This window comes from Streptomyces cahuitamycinicus (assembly GCF_002891435.1).
GTDB classification, from domain to species: domain Bacteria; phylum Actinomycetota; class Actinomycetes; order Streptomycetales; family Streptomycetaceae; genus Streptomyces; species Streptomyces cahuitamycinicus.
Map to the genome: position 1 here is coordinate 31,499 of NZ_POUC01000001.1, position 22,374 is coordinate 53,872.

The 22,374-nt window shown below is 70.0% G+C and carries 22 protein-coding genes and 1 pseudogene; 8 read left to right on the top strand and 15 right to left on the bottom strand.

The annotated features are described in order from the left end of the window. Positions 1-51: 51 nt before the first annotated feature. Complete coding sequence (locus C1J00_RS00115) at positions 52-771, bottom strand: FAD binding domain-containing protein (RefSeq protein ID WP_102906978.1); 720 nt, start codon at positions 769-771, stop codon at positions 52-54. A gap of 1,779 nt (positions 772-2,550) precedes the next feature. Here C1J00_RS00115 and C1J00_RS00125 point away from each other — a divergent pair. After that, entirely contained in the window at positions 2,551-3,366 is an 816-nt protein-coding gene (locus C1J00_RS00125) for an oxidoreductase (RefSeq protein WP_102906980.1), read from the top strand. 92 nt (positions 3,367-3,458) lie between these two features. Here C1J00_RS00125 and lpdA read toward each other — a convergent pair whose 3' ends face one another. From lpdA to C1J00_RS00145, 3 genes are all read right to left on the bottom strand, one after another. Next, positions 3,459-4,871 (bottom strand): dihydrolipoyl dehydrogenase, encoded by a 1,413-nt coding sequence (gene lpdA, locus C1J00_RS00130; protein ID WP_102906981.1) that lies wholly within the window; start codon positions 4,869-4,871, stop codon positions 3,459-3,461. Between the two features lie 609 nt (positions 4,872-5,480). Next, positions 5,481-6,071 carry a TetR/AcrR family transcriptional regulator gene (locus C1J00_RS00140; protein ID WP_102906982.1) on the bottom strand — a complete coding sequence of 197 codons (591 nt, stop codon included), beginning with the start codon at positions 6,069-6,071 and terminating at the stop codon, positions 5,481-5,483. Positions 6,072-6,211: 140 nt separating this feature from the next. After that, positions 6,212-6,706, bottom strand: a complete 495-nt coding sequence (locus C1J00_RS00145; protein ID WP_102906983.1) for a MarR family winged helix-turn-helix transcriptional regulator — start codon at positions 6,704-6,706, stop codon at positions 6,212-6,214. 308 nt (positions 6,707-7,014) lie between these two features. Between C1J00_RS00145 and ku the strand changes: the two genes are divergently transcribed. After that, positions 7,015-8,085, top strand: a complete 1,071-nt coding sequence (ku, locus tag C1J00_RS00150) for a non-homologous end joining protein Ku (protein WP_102907035.1) — start codon at positions 7,015-7,017, stop codon at positions 8,083-8,085. Between the two features lie 213 nt (positions 8,086-8,298). Here the strand turns inward: ku and C1J00_RS00155 are convergent, their stop codons facing one another. Continuing rightward, positions 8,299-8,856: a DM13 domain-containing protein gene (locus tag C1J00_RS00155; RefSeq protein ID WP_102906984.1), complete on the bottom strand. Its 558-nt coding sequence runs from the start codon at positions 8,854-8,856 to the stop codon at positions 8,299-8,301. 317 nt (positions 8,857-9,173) lie between these two features. Here C1J00_RS00155 and C1J00_RS00160 point away from each other — a divergent pair, with 317 nt between their 5' ends. Continuing rightward, the gene (locus C1J00_RS00160) at positions 9,174-9,527 is read left to right on the top strand and encodes a hypothetical protein (RefSeq protein WP_102906985.1); all 354 of its coding nucleotides are present in this window, start codon (positions 9,174-9,176) and stop codon (positions 9,525-9,527) included. A 100-nt stretch (positions 9,528-9,627) separates the two neighbouring features. Here C1J00_RS00160 and C1J00_RS00165 read toward each other — a convergent pair whose 3' ends face one another. The 4 genes from C1J00_RS00165 to C1J00_RS00180 are packed head-to-tail and all read right to left on the bottom strand — an operon-like array spanning position 9,628 to position 12,526. Continuing rightward, positions 9,628-10,785 (bottom strand): acetyl-CoA C-acetyltransferase, encoded by a 1,158-nt coding sequence (locus tag C1J00_RS00165; RefSeq protein WP_102906986.1) that lies wholly within the window; start codon positions 10,783-10,785, stop codon positions 9,628-9,630. A gap of 38 nt (positions 10,786-10,823) precedes the next feature. Beyond that, entirely contained in the window at positions 10,824-11,450 is a 627-nt protein-coding gene (locus tag C1J00_RS00170) for a TetR/AcrR family transcriptional regulator (RefSeq protein ID WP_180989340.1), read from the bottom strand. Positions 11,451-11,465: 15 nt separating this feature from the next. Further along, the gene (locus tag C1J00_RS00175) at positions 11,466-12,254 is read right to left on the bottom strand and encodes an SDR family oxidoreductase (protein ID WP_102906987.1); all 789 of its coding nucleotides are present in this window, start codon (positions 12,252-12,254) and stop codon (positions 11,466-11,468) included. After that, positions 12,251-12,526, bottom strand: a complete 276-nt coding sequence (locus C1J00_RS00180) for a hypothetical protein (protein WP_102906988.1) — start codon at positions 12,524-12,526, stop codon at positions 12,251-12,253. The genes C1J00_RS00175 and C1J00_RS00180 overlap by 4 nt, the downstream gene beginning before the upstream one ends. 38 nt (positions 12,527-12,564) lie before the next feature. Between C1J00_RS00180 and C1J00_RS00185 the strand changes: the two genes are divergently transcribed. From C1J00_RS00185 to C1J00_RS00195, 3 genes are read left to right on the top strand one after another with little or no spacing between them, the layout of a single operon-like run. Continuing rightward, positions 12,565-13,422, top strand: coding sequence for an enoyl-CoA hydratase (locus C1J00_RS00185; RefSeq protein WP_102906989.1), 858 nt, complete (start codon positions 12,565-12,567; stop codon positions 13,420-13,422). Continuing rightward, positions 13,422-14,741 carry an acyl-CoA dehydrogenase family protein gene (locus tag C1J00_RS00190; RefSeq protein WP_102906990.1) on the top strand — a complete coding sequence of 440 codons (1,320 nt, stop codon included), beginning with the start codon at positions 13,422-13,424 and terminating at the stop codon, positions 14,739-14,741. The genes C1J00_RS00185 and C1J00_RS00190 overlap by 1 nt, the downstream gene beginning before the upstream one ends. Next, positions 14,741-15,730, top strand: a complete 990-nt coding sequence (locus tag C1J00_RS00195; RefSeq protein ID WP_102906991.1) for an acyl-CoA dehydrogenase family protein — start codon at positions 14,741-14,743, stop codon at positions 15,728-15,730. Before C1J00_RS00190 ends, C1J00_RS00195 begins: the two co-directional genes overlap by 1 nt. A 38-nt stretch (positions 15,731-15,768) precedes the next feature. Here the strand turns inward: C1J00_RS00195 and C1J00_RS00200 are convergent, their stop codons facing one another. From C1J00_RS00200 to C1J00_RS00215, 4 genes are read right to left on the bottom strand one after another with little or no spacing between them, the layout of a single operon-like run. Next, the gene (locus C1J00_RS00200; RefSeq protein WP_102906992.1) at positions 15,769-16,833 is read right to left on the bottom strand and encodes an NAD(P)H-dependent flavin oxidoreductase; all 1,065 of its coding nucleotides are present in this window, start codon (positions 16,831-16,833) and stop codon (positions 15,769-15,771) included. After that, complete coding sequence (locus C1J00_RS00205) at positions 16,830-17,603, bottom strand: CoA-transferase subunit beta (RefSeq protein ID WP_102906993.1); 774 nt, start codon at positions 17,601-17,603, stop codon at positions 16,830-16,832. The genes C1J00_RS00200 and C1J00_RS00205 overlap by 4 nt, the downstream gene beginning before the upstream one ends. Then, the gene (locus tag C1J00_RS00210) at positions 17,600-18,466 is read right to left on the bottom strand and encodes a CoA transferase subunit A (protein WP_245936105.1); all 867 of its coding nucleotides are present in this window, start codon (positions 18,464-18,466) and stop codon (positions 17,600-17,602) included. Before C1J00_RS00210 ends, C1J00_RS00205 begins: the two co-directional genes overlap by 4 nt. After that, the gene (locus C1J00_RS00215; protein WP_102906994.1) at positions 18,463-19,272 is read right to left on the bottom strand and encodes an enoyl-CoA hydratase family protein; all 810 of its coding nucleotides are present in this window, start codon (positions 19,270-19,272) and stop codon (positions 18,463-18,465) included. The genes C1J00_RS00210 and C1J00_RS00215 overlap by 4 nt, the downstream gene beginning before the upstream one ends. A gap of 79 nt (positions 19,273-19,351) precedes the next feature. On the opposite strand from C1J00_RS00215, the gene C1J00_RS00220 reads away from it, so the two are divergent. Next, the gene (locus tag C1J00_RS00220; protein WP_102906995.1) at positions 19,352-20,128 is read left to right on the top strand and encodes an SDR family oxidoreductase; all 777 of its coding nucleotides are present in this window, start codon (positions 19,352-19,354) and stop codon (positions 20,126-20,128) included. Positions 20,129-20,152: 24 nt separating this feature from the next. Further along, positions 20,153-21,076: an SDR family oxidoreductase gene (locus C1J00_RS00225; protein WP_102906996.1), complete on the top strand. Its 924-nt coding sequence runs from the start codon at positions 20,153-20,155 to the stop codon at positions 21,074-21,076. Positions 21,077-21,138: 62 nt separating this feature from the next. On the opposite strand, the pseudogene tpg reads toward C1J00_RS00225, so the two are convergent. Both tpg and C1J00_RS00235 read right to left on the bottom strand, forming a co-directional pair. Continuing rightward, positions 21,139-21,559: pseudogene (tpg, locus tag C1J00_RS00230) on the bottom strand (telomere-protecting terminal protein Tpg); the annotation flags it as partial. A 145-nt stretch (positions 21,560-21,704) separates the two neighbouring features. Beyond that, positions 21,705-22,280 carry a hypothetical protein gene (locus C1J00_RS00235; protein WP_102906997.1) on the bottom strand — a complete coding sequence of 192 codons (576 nt, stop codon included), beginning with the start codon at positions 22,278-22,280 and terminating at the stop codon, positions 21,705-21,707. Positions 22,281-22,374 lie beyond the last annotated feature (94 nt).

Consider the following 22,374-nt stretch of genomic DNA (forward strand, 5'->3'; position numbering starts at 1 on the left):
GTCCGGGTCCGCCCAGGGTCATCAGGGCCGACCCGGTTCACGGCTCGCGTCTCAGTCGTCCCGGGCTGAGGCCAGGAGTGCGGTGACCTGTTCGGTGATGAGGTCCCAGGCACCGGGGGCGTCCGCCGCCGAGGTCTCGCGCAGCTCGTCCAAGGGGTGGGCGGCGTCGGGGCCGAAGGTCGTGGTCGCGGTCAGGACGTCGTAGCCGTGGCGGACGGCGGCGCGAAGGCGGTGGCGTCCACCGGTGTCGGTGTGCAGAGCAGTGGCGACGACGAGGGGTGGTTCGCCGCTCGCCTCGCCCTGCAGCTTGCGGTAAGCGCTGGCGACCGGCGCGCGCCAGCGCAGGCTGAGCAGCAGCGGCCGCTTGGCCGTCACCTCGGCGAGATCGGTCTCGTAGACGCCGTGCGGGGCCAGTACGGTCGCACGGGCCTCCAGGACCAAGGCGGCGGGCAACAGGCAGCGCAACGCGCTGCCTGCCAGGTTGCCGCCGACCGTGGCCGCGCGGCGCACCGCGCCGGTGCCCACCGCTTTGGCCGCAGCGTGCAAGACGTACGGCATTCGGTCGTCGATGCGACTCAGTACCACCGCACCGCCCAGCTCCTCGGGGCCGATGACATTGGCTTGTGGCAACTCGCGCAGCGACATGGCCTGTTCGGGGAACCCGTCGCTCTGCCAGGTGGCCCAGACCAAAGTCGCGCCGCCTATCGGCACCGCTCCCTCGGTCAGGTACTCCCGCGCTTCCGACACGGTTTTGGGCAGACGTACCAACACCCTCAGCCACCCTGCCTTTCTGGGGACTCGGACGGACAGCTCTCGGCCACATGCCCGTCGGCACGGCGCATTTTGGCCGCTCCGACGGGGGCGCATACAGGGCTCACACGCGCGCGGTATGCGCCTCTTCGGCGAGGTCGCGGCCGCCCGACGCGCGCACGTTCATCGCCTGCACCGGTGGGATCGAGAGGAGTATGACGCGCCCGTGATCAAAGCCCCGGCTTCGGTCAGCAGGAACTGCTGCAGGACGACGAGCTGCTCCCGCAGGTCGAGGAACTACCGCCGGAGCAGCCACTCGAAGTGCCTTCGCACGTGCCTGCCTCCCACCAGGATGAGTGGTCGGCCGGGCTGCCGGCTTCATGCGCCGTAGCTGCGCCGTGCATTCCGGTGCCGGTCGGCCACGCTCCATGGCCCGGCCCGGCGCTCGAGCCGCGCACGGTGGCCCGCATGCCCAGATCGTCCCAGGCGCGACGCCACGTCCGGCGCACCATCCAGGTGACCACCGTGACAAGCACCAGTACGAACCCGCTCATCAATACGAATGCGATCAACACGACGCCCCCGCTCCGCCGAGCTACGCCCGGATTGCCCGCAGCATGCCCGCGGTTGCGGCTACTCGAAGCGCGTTTGAGCAAGTCCAGAGCTTCGGGGCAGACCCACGTCCCGACGTAGGCATGCGAGGGCCGGACCAGTGGCCATGAGCCGCCTTACCTGGAGGTCGAGCAGCGGCTGCGCTCAGGGAGCGGCGCTCGACCTCCCCAGGTGTTGCGCCACTCCCGACCAGCCCACGTCAGTTACCCGCATACCTGCGTCCTACGCCACTCAGGCCGACGGGTACGCCGCGGCACCACGGAGCCGAGCGCTGCCCAGGCTCATCCGACCGTCGTCGGCATCCATACAAACACTGGAGGGCCCTGGCGCCGTACGGCGCCAGGGCCCGAAGGAACTGCTACACCATCTGCCGGCCCTGATACTGCGCCGGCCTTCTGTCTCCACATACCCGACCGAGATGCTGCCGGGGATGCTGGGATCGCGGTTGCTTGACCGGAGACCACCTCGCTATCGATGTCCTGCGGTACCCGGGACTCGAAATGCCGCCCGGGCGATCCTGATGGCGTCCCATTCCTCCGTTCTTCCCTCGCTGTTCGTACGCTTCGGCAGCCAGCCCCGTCAGCCGTCCTGACACTGCTCTGGCTTGGAACCCCACTGCCGAACCTCCCGGTGCGCGCGCCCGCAGTCGACGCCTTCACCGAGGTACTGCTCACTGATACCACTGCGGGTACTGCGGTACTGCTCGCGGCGGCCCCTGATCACTGCGGGCCACCCGGTCCGGCCGTCAGTCCCGTCGCCGTCCTGCGATTCCCTGGCTTCGAAACTCCACGACCGCACCGTCCTGCGCACTGCAACTGCGGTACTGCTGCCCGGCAGTTCATGTCTGCCGGGCCTTTCCGTCTGTCTGGGCTACGAGAGAAACCATAACCACACCACTGTCCAATGTCTACTCTCACGAAGTTAGATTTTCGGGGGTGGATGCCGCGGACCGGGCGCGAGCGGCGACGGAGGGCGGCGCCGGCCGGCCCTGCCGGGACTCCGGGAGCGGGGCCCTGCTCATCGTCCGCCCGTGACTCTTCCCCGCGCCGCCCTCAGCAACCCCGGCGCCTTGCCCGGATCGCCGCACTTACGGATCGCCTGACGCGACCACTTGCCATCGACCGGCCCTCAGCATATGGTCGTACGACCATATGCCATACGATCATAATGTGAATGAGGGAGTTCGTGATGACGACAACTCGGCGGGTGGCGCTCGTGACAGGTGCCTCATCCGGGATCGGCAAGGAGACGGCCCGCGCCTTCGTCGCGGCGGGTTTCGAGGTCGTCGGAACCGGCCGCAAGACCTCCGGACTCACTCCGCCCACGGGCGTGACGTACCTCGATCTCGACGTGGCCAGTGACACCTCTGCCGCCGCCGCGGTGGCAGAGGTGATCGACCGGTTCGGACGCATCGACGTGCTGGTCAACAACGCAGGCGTCGGCGCGGCGGGCGCCGTCGAGGAGAACTCCGTCGCCCAGGCGCAGAGCGTCCTGAACGTCAACGTCCTGGGCGTCATCCGCATGACGAAGGCCGTCCTGCCGCACATGCGCGCCCAGGGTGGTGGACGCGTCATCAACATCTCGTCGGTCCTCGGGGTCGCTCCCCAGCCCTTCATGGCCCTGTACGTCGCCTCGAAGCACGCCATCGAGGGCTACTCCGAGTCGCTGGACCACGAGGTCCGCGAGCACGGCGTCCGGGTCCTCCTCGTCCAGCCCGCCTACACCAAGACCGGCTTCGACACCAACGCCGCACGGCCCGATACCCCGCTCCCTCTGTACGCGGAGCGACGGCGGGTCTTCGACGAGGTGATGGCGCAGGCGATGAAGGACGGCGACGATCCCGCCGTCGTCGCCACGGTGATCGTCACCGCGGCCACCGACAAGAAGCCGAAGCTGCGCTATACCGCCGGCCCGCTGGCCTCCCGTGTCACCACGGCACGCCGCCTCGTCCCCGCCGGAGCGTTCGACAAGCAGATCCGCAAGAACAACCGCATGGCGCGTTGACCCAGGCTTCGAGATCTCTTCGGCGCGGGCCGTCGCATCGAAGCCGGCTCTGAGCGCCGGCGGACCCGGCTGCCGGTGCCCCAAGCACCCTGCTACATGTTGATCATGTGGCCCGCGAGACCATGGAGGGCTTCCTTGACCGCCTCGCCCAGGGTGGGGTGGGCGTGGACGTTGCGGGCGACCTCGTGGACCGTGAGGTCCCACTGCTGGGCCAGGGTCAGTTCGGGGAGGAGTTCGGTGACGTCGGGGCCGATGAGATGAGCCCCGAGGAGCTCGCCGTACTTGCCGTCGCTGATCAGCTTCACGAAGCCGGTCGCGTCGCCCAAACCGTGGGCCTTGGCGTTCGCGGTGAACGGGAACTTGGCGACCTGGACGTCGAAGCCCTTCTCCCTCGCCTGCGCCTCGGTGTAGCCGAAGCTGGCGATCTGCGGCTGGCAGAAGGTGGACCGCGGGATCATCACGTAGTCCAGCTCCATGGTCTCGGCGTCCGCGATCGTCTCGGCGGCGACCACACCCATCGCCTCGGCGGCGTGCGCGAGCATCAGCTTCGCTGTGACGTCCCCGATGGCGTAGATGTGCGGGACCGAGGTACGGCAACGGCCGTCGACGTCGATCGCACCGCGCTCGGTGACGCGCACGCCGGTGTTCTCCAGGCCGTAGCCGGTGACGTTCGGTGTGAAGCCGATCGCCTGCAGGACCTTGTCGGCCTCGAGGACCTGCTGGGCGCCGTCCTTGCCGGTGACCGTGACACGGACCTGCGGGCCGGACTCGTCGATCGACTCGACGCGCGTCGAGGTGAGCACGTCGATGCCCAACTTCCGGTACTGCTTGGCGAGTTCCGTGGACACCTCGGCGTCCTCCAGCGGGGCGACCCGATCCAGGAACTCGACGACTGTGACCTTCACGCCGTAGTTGTGCAGCACGTAGGCGAACTCCACACCGATGGCTCCGGCCCCGGCGATCACGATCGACTGCGGCAGGTCCGCGGCGAGGATCTGCTCCTCGTACGTCACCACGCGGGACGTGCGTCGAGTGCCAGGCAGCAGCCTGGGGCTCGCGCCGGCGGCGATGACGCAGTGATCGAAGCCGATGCTGCGGGTGTTGCCGTCGTAGTCGGCCACCTGGAGCGTGTGCGGGTCGAGGAACGTGCCGCGACCGCTTATCTCCGTGATCTTGTTTTTCTTCATCAGGTAGTGGACGCCCTTGACCCGGCCGTCCGCGACCTTCCGGCTGCGGCGGAAGGCCTCCCCGTAGTCGAAGGAGACCTCACCCTCGACCTTGATGCCGAAGGTCTTCGCCTCGCGCGTGAAGATGTGCGCGAGCTCGGCGTTGCGCAGCAGGGCCTTGGTGGGGATACAGCCCACGTTCAGGCAGACGCCGCCCCAGTACTTCTCCTCGACGACCGCGACGCTCTTGCCCAGTTGAGCGGCCCGGATGGCGGCCACGTATCCGCCGGGTCCCGCGCCGAGTACGACGACGTCGAAGTGCTCACCCTGCTCGTCCATGGACGGCTTCCCTTCCGCTGGGCGGCCGACTCCCGCGAGGGACCGACTCGCTCCGATAGAACAACCTGGTCATCAACTCGACAGCGGCGGTACTCGCCGTCGCCCGCCGCAGGGTGGCCGGTGGAGGTCCGGGGAGGCAACCGTCTTTCATCACCTCGGCAGCGGTTCCCCTGACATCCGACTCAGCACCCTGGCGCCGTGGTGCGTGCCCGCTCAGCCATCATCGACGGCGGGCCGAGGCTCCTTCGGCCTCGTCCGGACGAGGCGTCCTCAGCTCACTGGGGCGGCCTCACACGAAAGGCCGGGCCGGGGACGCTCTCGAGGCCGTGCGCCTGCACCGGGTGGCCCCGCTCGCAGCGGATCTCGACATCGACGCGCCCGCCGCACTCGCGGTGTCGCGCCAGTACCGGCGGCCCCTCCTGGTCGGCGCGGTCCCCCGCCCTCGCCGACCGCAAGTTCGCCGAGGAGGCCCGCGAGTGGGAAGTCGAGAAACCCGTACGTTCCTCGGGTCGCGTCGACCGAGTGAAGCGGCCGGAGAGAACGCGCCGGCATCGCGCATTTCCTCGACAGCCACGGCTGCCACAGCCAGGAGGCTGGGGATCTGGTGCGTCAGCCGCACTGCTCGGCGTCCAGCAGGGCGAGGGCGTTGTTCATCCCCTGATCGAGGAGCTCGTCGGACAGTCGGCTGTCGGTCAAGGCGCGGGAGAGCTGCAGCGTCCCGACCATCAGGCCGAGGAGGCCGAGCGCCTTCACGCGTGTGGAGGACGGGGCCTCGGGAGCCATGCGGTCAGCGATGCCGTCGATGAGCACCAGCACGCCATCGGTATAGGCCTGCTTGGTCGTGTCGGTGCAGCGCCCGATCTCGTCGAGCAGAGCGGCGTTCGGGCAGCCGTCGCCAGGGTTGTCGCGGTGCTGGGGTGACAGGTACCCGCGAACGATCTGCTCGAGCCCGGCACGGCCAGGCGCAGCACGCGCGACGATGTTCTCGGCCTGCGCCTTCAACTGGTCGGCGATCGCCGTGGCGACGAGGTCGTTCTTGGATTCGAAGTGAGCGTAGAAGGCCCCATTGGTCAGTCCCGCGTCCTTCATGAGGGTCGAGACCCCGGAGCCGTCGATACCGTCTTGCTTGAACCGGCGACCCGCCGTCTCGATGATCCGCCGCCTGGTCTCCGACTTGTGCTCTTTTCCGTATCGCACCACAGCACACGCTCCCTCGCCGGTCGCAAGGACCGGTTGCCCTGCCCCAACTCCCCCAGCCTATGATATTGCGAACGTAATCCAAAGAGGCACAGTCGTGCCGTGCGTCAGCGGCCTCCGCCGAGGTCGCGGGATCGTCCCAGTCAGGGCTGCTTGGTCCCCCGCGTGCCCGGCACCGGCGTCTTCCCGGCGGCCTTACGCTCCGTGTCCAGGGCCTGTCCGGCTACCCGAAGCGTGCCGAGGACCGCCGTCACCTCGCGCACGGACTGATCAGAAATCACCGACCCGATCCGCAGCTCCAGCTCGTCCTCGAAAACCTCCAGCGCCCCGGCCACCAGCTTGCGCCCCTCAGGCGTCAACTCGACGACCGACGAACGGCGGTCGTCGGGATTGGCCCGCCGGACACACAGGCCCGCCGCCTCCAGACGATCGACCACCTTGCTGGTGCCACCCACAGTGATCGAGAACTCCTCCGCGATGTCCTGGATCCGCGGCCCGGGCCGACGCAACAGCAGGTGCAGCACCTCGAACGAGGTCAGCGGCAGGTCGTACTCGGCCCGCAACCGCCCCTCGATGCCGCTCCACAGCTCGATCTCCAGCGAGACCAGCTCCCGATACAGGCGCTTCAGGTCAGCCATCACTCATCTTCCGGAGAATTATCTTCCATGGATGGCTAATAGTAGGTCATCGGTGTCGGGACTTTCGGCGAACTCCGGCGCCCGGCACCCATGAGGGCCGCGAACGGCCACAGCTCCGGCTGATCGTCGGTGGCAGCGTGCTTGCCATGTGCCGACAGGGCCCGCGTCGCCGGTGCGCGGCCAAGATGCGGGCCGCTGACCTGCCGTGTCTCATAAGAGACACACCAGTCGGGTATCGGCCGGGCGGTGAGCGCACGGTGTATGAGCCCTGACTGGTCGGCCGGCGGCATGGGATGGAGTGGGCGGTCATGGCACGCGCGATCTGGACCGGTGTGGTCACGTTCGGGCTGGTCAGCGTGCCAGTCGGTTTGTACTCCGCGACCCGGGACCACACCGTCCACTTCCACCAGTTGCAGCGCGGCACCGCCGACCGGATCCGCAACCGCCGGGTGAACGAGCGCACCGGTGACGAGGTCGGCACCGGCGACCTCGTGAAGGGCTACGAGGTGGGTGAGGGCGAGTACGTCCTGGTGGAGCCCGAGGAACTGGACGAGATCGCTCCGGGCCGTTCCCAGACCATTGACATCACCGACTTCGTCGACCTTGAGGAGATCGAGCCGGTCTACTTCGACCGCACCTACTACCTCGCCCCGCGCGGAAAGGAATACACCAAGGTCTACGAGCTGCTGCGGGCGGCACTGGCGCAGTCGAACAGGGTCGGCATCGCGACGTTCGTGATGCGCGGCAAGCAGTACCTGACCGCGCTGCGCGCGGAGGACAAGGTCCTGGTGCTCCAGACCCTGCACTGGGCCGATGAGGTCCGCGACCCGCTCAAGGAGCTTCCCGAGATGCCCTCCGGCCGTGCCGGAAAGGGCAAGGAGCTGGACATGGCGCTCCAGCTGGTCGATTCCCTCAGCGGGGCCTGGGAGCCCTCCCGCTATCGCGACACCTACCAGGAGAAGGTGCGCGAACTGGTGAAGGCGAAGGCCGAGGGCCAGGAGATCGCCGCGGCCGAGGAGGCGCCGGCGGCGACCAACGTCGTCGATCTGATGCAGGCGCTGCAGGGCAGCATCGACCAGGCTCGCGGGGGCGAGAGGAAGCGGCCGGGCTCCTCAGGGAAGACAGCGCGGAAATCTCCCGCAGGGACGTCGAAGAAGAGCACCGGCGGGAAGGAGTCGCCGAAGGCCGGACGTGCATCGTCCGCATCAGGCCGCGAGCGGGTGGCGGGCAAGAACGAGCTGCGGAAGCTGAGCAAGGCAGAGCTGTACGAGCGGGCCACCGGCCAGGACCTCCCCGGCCGGTCGAAGATGAGCCGGCAGGAGCTCATCGACGCCCTCAGCCGTACGGCAGGCCGCCGGAAGAAGAAGAGCGCTGCCTGACCCGCGAACATGCCGTGGAAACTGCCGGATCCCATGCTCAGCTCCCCCGTGCCTCAGCCGCTGAAGGGGGAACAGTGGCACTGAAGAGACCTGGCCCGCCGGTGGCTTGGCAACGAGGACGGCCACTGTGCCACTGTTGCGCCCGGACCCGTGGGACCGCCCGCGGATGTCAGGCGCGTCTTGCGCCCGGACTCATGAGACCACTCGTGGATGTCAGGCGCGGGCGAGTTCGGCCGCGCCGAAGGAGACGTCGAAGCGGTCGCACCAGATGCTGACGCTGGTGTACCGAGCGGGGTCGGTGTCGTCGGGCAGGACGTAGTTCTGGCTCCCCTTGTTGCCCTTGAGCTTGCCCAGACTGACGTACTTTCCGTCGTCGAAGACGTGCCAGCCGGGCTTCCCCTCCTTCACAGGTGCGTCGGTCAGCCACACGCGCAGGTCCGGGCCATTGCTGGTGTCGAGGTTCTCCAGCCGGACGACGTGGGAGCCATCGGCGAGCCGTACGAGTTTCACCGTGCCCGAGGTCGCGTGTTCGTGGCTGATCAGTTCACCACGCGCCAGCGTCTGCGGACCGACCGGCGAGGAGGGCGTCTCGGCCTCCGCCGCGGGCGGGGCAGATGTGGCCACCACCTCGGGCAGAGTCTCTTGGACGGTCTCGTCCTGCCACAGTTTCCACGGCTGGAACCAGTACAGCCCGAAACCGACCCCGGCGAACGCGACCACCACCAGCCCGATGACCAACGGACTGGTCAGTACCTTCCGCTCACGCCTCATCCTTGCCCCACCCCTTCAGAGTTCGCCTGTCCCACCCATTCAACGCGACGGACCGCCGTTTCGAAGCCCGCAGGAGATGACGGAACTCTTACGTGCTCTCACATCCGTCGGGACGGCCTGCGGGCGCAAGTGCGCCGGGACTGCGGGGCGCCTTGACCATCGCTTTCCGATGCCCGGAATGTACCGCCCAGGGTGACCTTTTACGTACGTGACGGAATAGGCCGCGACATGAGGGCATTCCAACTGCCGGGTGTAACACGGCGGCGAATACCGGGCGCTGAAGGAGAAGGAAACAAACCCGTCAGAGCGGATTCCCCATGAACAACACCGGCCCGGCTTCCGGGTACCAGAGCTACGACCAGCCCCCAGTGCCCGACCATTCCGCCCGCAACCAGGCCGCCGCGCGCAGAACGGCTGTCACCCTCTGCACGATCGCCGACGTCGCGGCCGGTCTGCTGGCCTTGTGGATCGTGCTCTACTTGCTCGACGCCAACCAGGCGAACCCATTCGTGGAGTTCGTGCACGGAGCGGCGGACTGGCTTTCCGGCTGGGCGCAGGACATTTTCACCATGGACACAGAAGGGCTACGCGTCATCCTCAATTATGGACTCCCGGCCATTATTTATCTGCTGATCGGTCACGGCATCGCCGCACGGATCAATCGCACCTGATGTTTGACGCGGGCGTGGTCCTTACCCGGGCCGGCCGCATGGGCGTCCTCCGCGAGCCTCTCAGCAGTTGAACTGACCGCCAGGGCCACCGGTGCCCGCGTCACAGGCGTTCGACGATGGTCACGTTGGCCTGGCCGCCGCCCTCGCACATCGTCTGCAGCCCGTAACGGCCGCCGGTGCGTTCCAGCTCGTGCAGGAGCGTGGTCATCAGCCGGGTTCCAGTGGCTCCGAGCGGGTGCCCCAGGGCGATGGCCCCGCCGTTGACGTTGACCTTCTCGGGATCGGTACCGGTCTCCTTCAGCCAGGCCAGTACCACCGAGGCGAAGGCCTCGTTGATCTCGACCAGGTCGATCACGTCGAGCGTCATCCCGGACTTCTTCAGGGCGTACGCGGTGGCCGGGATCGGGGCGGACAGCATGCGGATCGGGTCCTCGCCGCGTACGGAGAGGTGGTGGACGCGGGCCCTGGGGGTGAGACCGTGCTCCCGTACGGCCCGCTCCGACGCGATCAGCATGGCCGAGGCGCCATCGGAGATCTGTGACGAGAGGGCAGCGGTCAGCCGGCCGCCCTCCACCAACGGTTGCAGTCCCGCCATCTTCTGCGGGCTGGTGTCGCGGCGTGGGCCCTCGTCGTGGGTCACGTCGCCGTACGCGACCGTCTCCCGGTCGAAGCGGCCCTCGTCGATGGCCCGGATCGCCCGCCGGTGGGAGCGGAATGCGAACTCCTCCATGGCTTCCCGCGTGATGCCCCACTTGCGGGCGATCTCCTCGGCGCCGAGGAACTGGTTGACCGGCCGGTCACCGTAGCGGGCCCGCCAGCCCTCGGAACCGGCGAACGGGCCCTCGGTCAGCCCCAGCGGTTCGGCGGCCTGGCGGGTGGCGAAGGCGATGGGGACCTGCGACATGTTCTGCACGCCGCCGGCGACGACGAGATCCTGGGTGCCGGACAGGACGCCCTGGGCGGCGAAGTGCAGAGCCTGCTGCGAGGAGCCGCACTGGCGGTCGACGGTCACACCGGGCACCTCCTCCGGCAGCCCGGCGGCCAGCCAGCAGGTGCGCGCTATGTCACCGGCCTGCGGGCCGACGGTGTCGAGGCAGCCGAACACCACGTCCTCCACGGCGGCCGGGTCGGCACCGGAGCGTTCCATCAGCGCGGTCAGCACGTGTGCGCCGAGGTCGGCCGGGTGGACGGCGGACAGTCCGCCGCCCCGTCGGCCGACCGGGGTGCGCACCGCTTCGACGATGTAGGCCTCGGCCATGGCGTCTCCTCCTCTGAGTCTGCGACGTACGGGACTGCCTATGAGTCGTGCAGTGCGATGCCCTCCAGCACCATCGACAGGTACTGACGGGCGATCTCCTCGGGACTGTGGCGGCCGCCCGGCCGGTACCAGGACGCCGCGACCCAGACCGTGTCGCGCACGAAGCGGTAGGTGAGCCGTACGTCCAGGTCTGCACGGAAGACCTTGGCGGTCACGCCGCGCTCCAGCGTGCCCAGCCATGCCTTCTCGAACTTCTGCTGCGACTCGACGAGATAGGCGAAGTGCGGCTGGGTCCCGAGGTGTTTGGATTCCTTCTGGTAGATGGCGACCGCGGCGAGGTGCCGGTCGATCTCCCGGAAGGACTCGGTCACCAGGGCCTCGAGTGTTTCCCTGGGGCCGAGCCCGGCGCCGAGCACGGCGTCGTACCGCGCCCAGAGCTCGTCCAGGAAGCCGGAGAGGATCTCGTCCAGCATCGACTCCTTGGAATCGAAGTGGTAGTAGAGGCTGCCCGCCAGCATCCCCGCCGCGTCGGCGATCTTCCGGACGGTCGTGGCGTTGTAGCCCTGCGCGGCGAACACCTCGGCCGCGATGGCCAGGAGTTCCTCGCGCCGCTCGGGGGTGCTCACCGTGGTCTTCTTGTGGTCGCTGTCGCTGCTTTTCGGCACGGGTCCATTCTCGCCTCACGGGTGCTGGCTGCTGACCGACAGGACCTCGCCGGTCAGGTACGACGCGTAGCCGCTGGCCAGGAACACGATCACGTTGGCCACCTCCCACGGTTCGGCGCAGCGCCCGAAGGCCTCCCGTCCGGTCAGTTCCTCCAGCAGTTCGGGGGTGGTGACCTTGGCGAGGTGCGGGTGCATGGCCAGGCTCGGGGAGACGGCGTTCACCCGCACTCCGTAGGCGGCGGCCTCCACCGCGGCGCACCGGGTGAGGGCCATGACACCGGCCTTCGCGGCGGCGTAGTGGGCCTGTCCCCGCTGTGCGCGCCAGCCGATCACCGAGGCGTTGTTGACGACGACGCCGCCGGCGCCCGCGGCCTTCATGCGGCGCAGTGCGGCGCGTGTGCAGCGGAAGGTGCCGTTGAGTGTGACGTCGAGGACCTTGTTCCACTGCTCGTCGGTCATGTCGACGACATCGGTGGTGCCGCCGAGGCCCGCGTTGTTGACCACGATGTCCAAGCGTCCGTGGTGGTGCTCGGCGTGCTCGAACAGCGCGGTGACCTGGTCGTCGTCCGTGACGTCGCAGGGCAGTGCGGTGACACGGTCCGCGCCGAACTCGGCGGCCAGCTCCGCCCCGGCCTCCTTCAGGCGGCGGGCGTGGGCATCCGAGATCACGACCCGCGCCCCCTCCTCCAGCAGCCGCCGGGCGGTGGCGCCGCCGATCCCGGCACCGGCGGCGGCGGTGACCACGGCGGTGCGGCCGGTGAGCAGGTGGTGGCCGGGCAGGTACGGCGGTGGGACCGAGGTCATGGGCGTACCTCCTTGGGCAGGCCGAGGACGTGCTCGGCGATGACGTTCCGCTGTACCTCGCCAGGCGATGGGCGTGGGCCCGAGGTACGGCTCGACGGCCAGGCGAGGTGTTGGGCGGACGCCACGTGCTCCGGGCCCGGTCCGCCGCGGCCGCGCAGGGCGGCGAACTCGCCGGTGAGGCCGGCGCCCAGCCAGGCACGGACACCGGCGGGAACTCCTGCGCGGTGCTCATCGGCGGCTCCCGGCGGCTCTCGACGGCTGACCTCCCGCACGTTAACCTACCAAACACTTGTTAGGGAAGGAGTTGCGGATGCCCACTGCCCGTACCGCGCCCCCGGAGCCCGTCCGTTACGAGCGCCGCGGCGCCGTCGCCCTGGTGACGATGGACCGGCCCGAGTACCGCAACGCCCAGAACTCCGCGATGACCTACGCCCTGGACCGGGCCTTCTACCGCGCTGCGGACGACGACGAGGTGAGGGTCGTGGTCCTCGCCGGAGCAGGGAAGCACTTCTCCGCCGGTCACGACATCGGGACACCTGAGCGGGACGCGCACCTGCCGTTCGACCGCAAGGCCGGACTGTGGTGGGACCATTCGCAGAAATCGGGGGCCGAGGGCCGCTTCGCCCGCGAGTCCGAGGTGTACCTGGGCATGTGCCGGCGCTGGCGCGAACTGCCCAAGCCGGTCATCGCCTCGGTCCAGGGTGCGTGCGTGGCCGGCGGGCTGATGCTCGCCTGGGTCTGCGATCTGATCGTCGCCTCCGAGGACGCCTTCTTCGCCGACCCGGTGGTGCGCATGGGCATCCCTGGGGTCGAGTACTTCGCGCACCCGTGGGTGATGCCGCCACGGATCGCCAAGGAGTTCCTCTACACCGGCGAACGGATGAGCGCGCGGCGCGCCTATGAGGTCGGCATGGTCAACCGTGTCGTGCCTCGCGAGGAACTCACCTGGCGCACACTGGAGCTGGCGGAACGGATCGCGGCGATGCCCCGGATGGGACTGGCGCTGACGAAACGCGCCGTCAACCAGGCGGAGGACCTTCAGGGCCTGCACTCGGGGCTGGACTCGGTCTTCGGACTGCACCATCTCGCCCACGCCCACAACGCCGAGACCGGCGACGACTCGCTCGGCGGGATGGACGTGCGCGCGATGAAGGAGGCACGCCGCTGATGGACCTCGACTTCACCGCCGCCGAGGACGCCTTCCGCTCGGAGGCCAGGGACTGGCTCGCCGCCCGTGTACCGTCCGTCCCGCTGCCGTCGCTGGAGACCGCCGAGGGGTTCGCCGCGCACCGGGAGTGGGAGGGCGTGCTGTTCGCCGGCGGCTGGTCGGTCGTCTCCTGGCCCGAACAGTTCGGCGGCCGGGGCTCCTCCCCGCTGGAGTGGCTGATCTTCGAGGAGGAGTACTACCGGGCCGGCGCGCCCGGCCGGGTCTCCCAGAACGGCATCAGCCTCCTCGCCCCCACGCTCTTCGAGCACGGGTCCGACGAGCAGCGTGCGCGCGTTCTGCCGTCCATGGCGAGCGGTGAGGTGATCTGGGCGCAGGCCTGGTCCGAGCCGGAGGCCGGGTCCGACCTGGCCTCGCTGCGGTCCGTCGCTGTACGGACGGAGGGCGGCTGGCGCGTCAGCGGGCAGAAGACGTGGTCGTCCCGGGCGGCCTTCGCGGACCGGGCGTTCGGGCTGTTCCGCAGCGACCCGGATGCGGACCGGCCGCACCGGGGCCTTACGTACCTGATGTTCCCGTTGGACGCGGACGGGGTGACCGTGCGGCCCATCGGACGGCTGGACGGCAAGCCCGCCTTCGCCGAGCTGTTCCTCGACGACGTCTTCGTGCCGGACGAAGACGTCATCGGCGAGCCGGGACAGGGCTGGCGGGTCGCCATGAGCACCAGCGCCAACGAGCGCGGACTGACCCTGCGCAGCCCCGGGCGCTTCACCGCCGCGGCCGGCCGGCTGACCGACCTGTGGCGCTCCACCGGCGGATCCGCATATGGCCCCGACTCCGGATCCCGCCCTGGCTCCGAATCCTGCTCCGGCTTCGAATCCGGCTCCGGCTCCGGCTTCGAATCCGGCTCCGGCTTCGCATCCCGCTCCCGCTCCGGCTCCGATTCCCGCTCCGGCTCGAACCCCGGCCCCAACGACGCCGCGTTGCGCGACCGGGTCGCCGACGCGGTCATCGGTGCGCGCGCCTACCAGCTGTTCACCTACGCGCACGCCTCGCACATCGCCGCGGGTGGATCGATCGGCGCGGAGTCCAGCCTCAACAAGGTCTTCTGGTCCGAGCTGGACATCGCCCTGCACGAGACCGCCCTCGATCTGCTCGGCCCCTACGGCGAGCTGTCCGACGAGGCCGGCGAGGCCCCGGCCCACGGCAGCTGGGCTGACGGCTACACCTTCTCCCTGGCCGGGCCGATCTACGCCGGCACCAACGAGATCCAGCGCGACATCATCGCCGAGCGGCTGCTCGGTCTGCCCAAGGGGCGCCGGTGATGCGTTTCCTTCTCAGCGACGAGCAGCGGGAATTCGCCCGCACCCTGGACGGCATGCTGAGATCCGCCGGCACACCCGGCGTCGTACGGTCCTGGGCGTCCGGCGACCACGGACCCGGACGCGCCTTGTGGGCCAGGCTCGCGGAGGCCGGCGTCTTCGCCCTCGCGGTGCCGGAGGAGCATGAGGGCGTGGGGCCGCTGCCCCTCGAACTGGCCGTCGCCTTCGGTGAGCTGGGCCGTCATGCCGTGCCCGGTCCGCTGGCCGAGACGGCCGCCGCCGGTGCCCTGTTGGGCCGGCTCGGGGGCGATGCGGCCCACGTCTGGCTTCCGCAGCTCGCGTCCGGCAAGGCCGTGGCGTCCCTGTGTGTCCTGTGGCCCGGAGGCAGCCCATACGCGCTGGACGCCGACGCCGCGGACGCGGTGTTCGTCGTGGACGGCGACACCGTGCGGCTCGCGGACGCGCACGGCCCGATGCAGCCGTCGGCCGACCCGGCGCGCAGGCCGGCCCGCCCGCTCGGCGGAGTCGTGCTCGCACAGGGGCCCGCGGTGCCGGCGGCAGCCGCGTACGCTGCCGATGTGGCGGCGCTGGTCACGGCCGCGCAGGCCCTCGGGGTGGGACGGGCCCTGCTGGAGCGCACGGTGCAGTACGTGCGGCAGCGCACCCAGTTCGGAGTGGCCGTCGGCTCGTTCCAGGCGGTGAAGCATCGCCTGGCCGACACCCTCATCGCCCTGGAGTTCGCCCAGCCGCTCGTCCACGCCGCCGCCCTGGCCCTGACGGCGGACGACCCGGCGGCGGGCCGGGAGGTCGCCGCGGCGAAGGTGTCGGCCTGCGAAGCGGCCTACGCGGCGGCGCGTACGGCCCTGCAACTCCACGGTGCCGTCGGCTACACCGAGGAACTGGACCTGTCCCTGTGGATCCGCAAGGCCCGCCCCCTGCGCACCGCCTGGGGTACTCCTGCCGCATGCCGAGCGCGGGTACTGGCAGACTGACGCAGACGTAGTTGTGCGATGAAGCCGACGGCCCGCCCTCACACGGCAGTGGTGAGCCTGCCGAGCGTGGCGTGTGCTTCCGCCATGATCCTGTCGACGAGTTCGGCGCAGGACGGCAGGTCGTCGATCAGCCCCCCGACCTGGCCGCAGGCCATCACGCCCAGGTCGGTGCGGCCGTCGACCATCGCGGCCTTGAGCAGCATCGGGGTGTTGGCGGCCAGGAGGAGCTGGCCCCAGTGCAGTTCCTTGCCGTGCTTCATGGCCAGGCCGTCGCGCACCAGTCCGGCCCAGCTCATGCCCGACTCCCGTCTGAAGGCGGAGGCGTGCCGCAGGGCACGCAGCAGGCCGGCCGCGCGGCCGGAGCGCTCCAGCGCGTCCACCAGGTCGGTGCGCAGCATCCGGTGGGGCAGGCCGTCGACTCGGGTGGTGACGATGACGTCCTGGACACCCGCCGCTAGGTAGCGGGCCTTGACCGCTTGGGGGACGGTGCTGTCGGAGGTGAGCAGGAAGCGTGTGCCCATGGCCACGCCGGCGGCGCCGTAGGCCAGGGCCGCCACCAGTCCGCGTCCGTCCCGGAAGCCGCCGGCGGCGATCACGGGGATGTCCACGGCTTCCACGACCTGCGGCAGCAACACAGTGGTGGCGACGCTGCCGGTGTGACCGCCACCTTCGCCGCCCTGCACCAGCACGGCGTCGGCACCCCAGGCCGCGACCTTCTCGGCATGCCGCCGGGCGCCCACGGAGGGGATGACGACCACGCCCCCGTCCTTCAGACGGGCGATCAGCTCCGGCCGCGGCGCGAGGGCGAACGAGGCCACCTTCACGCCCTCGTCGAGGATGATCCGCACCCTCTCCCCCGCGTCCGAGGCGTCGGCCCGCAGGTTGACTCCGAAGGGCGCGTCGGTGCGGGACCTGACCTCGCGCACGGCCGAGCGGAGCTGCTCCGGGGTCATGGTGGCGGACCCGAGGATGCCCAGGGCTCCGGCGTTGGCGGCGGCGGAGACGAGGCGGGGTCCGGCCACCCACCCCATGCCCGTCTGCACGAGGGGGGTGCGGACCCCGACGAGTTCGGTGAGGGCCGTGGCGATGGCGGTGTCGCTCATGCGGGCACCTCACGGTCGCGGGTGCCCTTCGGGTCGATGACCTCCCGGAGGAGGCGCAGCTCCTCGGCGGTGGGCTCACGGGTGCACGGCACCTCGTCCGGGACGGTGAGGGCGAAGCCGGTGGCCTCCAGGATCTGCTCGACGGTGACCCCCGGGTGCCGCGAGCGCAGCCGCATCGAGTGGTCCGGGGTGGCGAAGTCGAAGACGCCCAGGTTGCTGACCACCTCCGGGACGTGGTGGAAGCGGGTGGCCGACGGGCCGGCCTCGGCCGCACGGTCGTACCCGACTCCGCACACCATGTCGACCTGCTCCACGAAGACGCGCGGGGAGTGCTTGGGCACCCAGTAGCTGGTCGGGTTGTTCAGGGTGTTGACGGGAGCGCCCCGGACGCCCAGCAGTTGCCGGGCGGGACGGGCCCAGTCGCCGATGCAGGAGATGTTCTGGTTGCCGTGGCGGTCGATCTGGCCGGCGCCCATCATCACGTGCCGCCGTCCCGTGGCCACGAGAGCCAGATGCTGACGGTAGGGCAGCCAGCCCTCGACCACCTGGGCGCGGGCACCGAGCGCCGGGACGTCGCCGATCAGCAGGGCCTCGCCGTCGGTGAGCAGCAGGTCGGGCGCGAACGTCAGCTTCGCCAGCCGGGCGCCGATGGCGGGGACGGTGCCCATGGGGCTTGCCAGAACCTCTCCGGCGTGGCGCCAGGCCTCCGCGCAGGCCACCACGCAGTACTCGGCGCGCGTCACGCCGGTCGTCGTCACACCGCTGCTCATGACTGCTGTTCCTCGTGGAAGGCCTTGACTGCGGCCTGGTACGCCTCTTCGTCGCCGGACAGGAACCGCTCGGTGAACCTCTGCCAGGCCTTCGAATCGCGGGCGGCCCGGACGTAGGCCCGCTGGAACGCCTCGTCGCGGTCGTGGTCCGGGACACAGGAGGTGAAGTGGGCTCCGTTCGGGGTCTGGACGACGCCGTTCACGAAGGCCCGTTTGACCAGCAGCGTCTGCGGGCCCGCTTCCTCGAGCAGGTCGGCGGTGTCGACGATCCGCTCGCAGGAGACGTAGGAGGCGGCAGCGGCCTGGCAGAAGAGGTCGTCGAAGTACGGGTCGGGTCCGAGGTACTGCGCGTTGCCCTGCGGGTCCGCCCGGTTGAGGTGGACGAGCGCGGCGTCCAGGCTCAGGGCGGGCACCGCGACGAGCTCCTCGGCGTCCTCGTAGGGCGAGGTGACGGTGCGCAGGTGCGGGTTGACCTTCATCACGTCGGAGCCGAGACCGGCCCGGACCGGCAGGAAGGGCAGCCGTTGCGCGGCGGCGGTCAGGCCCCACATGAACATCGCCTCGTCCAGCTCCACCAGGCCGAAGGCCCCGCGCTGCCGGGCGGCGGTGAAGTGCGGCTCCAGGGGGACGGAGTCAAGGGTGGCGAACGGGGCCACGAGGGTGCGGATCCGTCCCGCCCCGGCGAGCAGGCCGACGTCGGGACCGCCGTAGGACACCACGGTCAGGTCGGTGATGTCGGAGCGCAGCAGCGCGCGGACCAGGGCCATCGGCTTGCGGCGCGATCCCCAGCCGCCGATGCCCAGGGTCATGCCGGTACGGAGCCGACCGACCACTTGCTCGGCGGTCATCGTCTTGTCGCTCAACACGCCTCCCCCGTAGGCGACTTGGTTGACTTGGGTGACTGGGATGACGGGGATTGCTGGGATGGCTGGGGCGACACGAACGCCTCGCGGTACCGGTCCGACACGCCGCTGAGGTTGGCCTCGAACGTGAAGCCCTGCTCGAAACGGTAGCTGCGGCGGACGTCCACCGGGTCGATGCCGTTGATCGACGCCTTGGCGAAGCGGATGAGCAGCCCGTCCTTGGCGGCGATCTCCCTGGCCAGCTCCATCGCCGCGGCGTGCAGCTGCTCGCGCGGGACGACCCGCCAGACCGAGCCGTGGCGGTGCAGTTCGTCGGCCGTCACGGTGCGCGAGGTGTAGTAGAGCGTCCTCATCAGGTGCTGGGGCACCAGCCGGGCCAGGTGGGTGGCCGCTCCGAGCGCACCCCTGTCCAGCTCGGGCAGCCCGAAGGTCGCGTCGTCGCTCGCCACGATCGAGTCGGCGTTGCCGACCAGGCCGATACCGCCGCCCACACAGAAGCCCTGCACAGCGGCGACCACGGGGACCTCGCAGTCGTAGACCGCCGCGAACGCCTCGTAGCAGCCGCGGTTGGTGCCGACGAGCGCCGTGTACCCCTCGGTGCGCTGCATCTCCTTGATGTCGGCGCCGGCGTTGAACCCGCGCCCCCTCGCGGTGAGGACGACGCAGCGCACGCCGGGGTCGCAACCGGCCGCGCGCACCGCTGTGGCCAGGTCGTACCAGCCCTGTACAGGAACGGCGTTGACCGGTGGGAAGTCCACTGTGATGACGGCGATGCCCTCGTCGGGGCTTGTGGTGGAGACACCCATGAGCGGATCAGCTACCTTTCCACCAAACGTTTGTTAGGTATGAAGGTAGCAGCGGAGTACGCCTCGCGGGAGGTCCCCCATGGCAACGATCACCGACCTGAGCGGACGCGTCGCGGTGGTCACCGGCGGAACGAGGGGTGTGGGCGCGGGCATCGCCCGGGCCTTGCTGGAGGCGGGAGCCGAGGTGGTGACCTGCGCCCGGCGCCCGGCGGACCGGCCTGTCGAAGCGGGTGGGCGCACCGCCCGGTTCCTCCCGGTCGACCTGCGTGACGCGGACGCCGTCGGCGCCTTCTTCACGCACGTGGGGGGCGAGTACGGCAGGCTGGACGTCCTCGTCAACAACGCCGGGGGCACGCCGTACCGGATGCTGGAGGAAGGCGGGGCCCAACGGCACGCACGGGTGATCGAGTTGAACCTGCTCGCTCCCCTGACCACCTCCCTCGCCGCCCATGAGCAGATGCGCGCCCAGCCCGGCGGCGGGTCGATCGTCATGATCGGCAGTGTGAGCGGCAGTCGGCCGTCACCGGGCTCGGCGGCCTACGGCGCGGCCAAGGCGGGACTGGAGCAGCTGGCCCGCAGCATGGCAGTGGAATGGGCCCCGCTGGTCCGGGTCAACACCCTGGTCCTCGGCATGGTGCGCACCGAGCTGTCGTATCTGCACTACGGCGACGAGGACGGGGTCGCGGCCGTCGGCCGCACGGTGCCGCTCGGCCGGCTCGCCGACCCGGCCGAGGTGGGAGACGCCTGTGTCTTTCTCGCCTCCGAACGGGCGGCGTACATCAGCGGCGCGAGCCTGCTCGTCCACGGTGGTGGGGAGCGCCCGGTCTTCCTCGACGCCGCCACCACCGGCAACTGATCTGCGAGAGAAGGGACCCTGAGCATGTCCGGACTGTGCAGCGAACGTGTCGCGATCGTCACCGGGGCGGGGCGCGGACTCGGCCGGGCGCACGCCCTCGCCCTCGCCGCCGAGGGTGCGAGGGTCGTCGTGAACGACCTCGGTGCCGGCCTCGACGGGACCGGATCCGGGACGGCGCCCGCCCAGCTCGTCGTCGACGAGATCGCTGCCCGCGGCGGACAGGCGGTCGCCCACGGTGGGGACATCGCCACGACGGAGGGCGCCGCCTCGTTGATCCGCGCCGCCGTCGAGACCTACGGCCGCCTCGACACCCTGGTCAACAACGCCGGGTTCCTGCGCGACCGCATGCTGGTGAACCTCGGCGAGGACGACTGGGACGCCGTCATGCGCGTCCATCTCAAGGGGCACTTCCTTCCGCTGAAGCACGCGGCGGCCCACTGGCGCGCGGAAGCCAAGGCGGGCCGGGTCCCGGCGGCGCGGGTCGTCAACACCAGCAGTGGAGCGGGACTGTTGGGGAGCGTCGGCCAGGGCAACTACTCCGCGGCCAAGGCCGGGATCATCGGGCTGACCCTGGTCGCCGCCGCCGAGATGGGCCGATACGGCGTCCTGGTCAACGCCATCGCCCCGGCGGCGCGTACCCGGATGACCGAGGCGACGTTCGCCGAGACCATGGCGGCCCCTGACACCGGCTTCGACGCCATGGCTCCGGAGAACGTGTCCCCGCTCGTCGTGTGGCTCGGCTCCGCGGCCTCCGCCGGTGTGACGGGGCGGGTGTTCGGGGCGGAGGGCGGTCGCATCACGGTCATGGAGGGATGGCGCCCCGGCCCCACGGCGGACAAGGGCGCCCGCTGGTCTCCGGCCGAGGCCGGCGAGGCCGCGCTGAAGCTCCTCGCGGAGGCGACGACCCCGGAGCCGGTGTACGGGGCGCAGCGACCTCCGGGCGGATGAAGGGGCCCTTCGAGCAGCTGGCTCGACGCGGCGGTGAGCGTTCCCGGCGAAGCAGCCTGAACTCAGTAGTCGAGGTCGATGTAGTCGATGTCGTTGATGGCGACGTCCGACAGCCCCATTGCGCGGGCTCCTCCGTCCTGGAAACAGGTGGTCCTGAATCCGTCGGCGATGATCTGACGCAGTTGCTGGTCGGTGGCGCCGGCCTCGCGGGCGTCGAACAGCTGCTGGGCGTACGCCGGCGGGAGGTGCACGGTGAGGCGGCGGAAGCGGCCGTCGTCGGTTGTGCCGATCGGTGCCGTGTAGCCGAAGCCGGCTCTTGTCCTCCACCGTGATCCCGCGCCTGGTGGCGGCCTCTTCGCGCCGGCGTCTGCGGACCTGAGGCTGCCATCGGGACCGGACGGCGGCATCGATCCTCTGCTGGATCTCCTGCGGCGGGCGTTTGCGCTGACCCGTGCGGCAGCGCTCCACCGGCCGCCGGCTCACTTCCCGGCAGGGTGATCGCCGTGCAGGCAGTGCCGTTGAGGGGCCGGTGGTGCAGGAGGTGCGGACTGGGCCAACGGGCCGCGCGCGGGGCGAATTCACGCGATTCACACGACGAGCTCGGCACTCGTGATCGCCCTGACGGGTGCTAGCAGGGCCTCACGTACCACACGGGGGTCCAGTCATAGCTGGCCACGCTGAAGGGAGCGCCGAGGGTGGTGTGGATGACGTTGCGGTTCTGGTTCTTGAACAGTGCACGGGTACCGGGGGTCTGGTTGTTGTAGTAGGAGCCGTCGCCGGTCCAGTTCTGCAGCGCGTAGTCCTGACAGTGGTACAGCGCGAGTCGGTCACCCATGCCGAGTTCCTGACGGAACATACAGAAGTACGTGTAGTCGCACTCCCATTGTGCGGCGGCACGGCTTGCGGACGCCGTGCTCATCTCACGCACGTATCGCTCGCCGGGAACGGTGACCGTCAGCTTGGCACCGTCCGCCAGGGCAATCTCGTTCGCCGAGACCTGTCGTCCGTCCTCGCGGGCAAGGTAGCGGTCCACCTTGGCCTGGAGAGCGTTGGCTTCGCCCCGACTGAGGCCGGCAGCGCGGGCCTGCTTGTCGAAGGCCGCCGGGGTCTGTGCCGTGTCCGCGGATGCCGGTCCCGCCAACCCGACGGCCAGAAGGGCCACGGCTGCAACTGCGAGGGACGCGTACCGCTTCAGTTCGGACATGCCATTCCTTACCTGAGGAGCAAGAGGGACAGGGGACTTGCCCGGGTGCCGGCCCAGCTCTCGTACAACCGGTTCATGATCGGGCTCGCGCGAG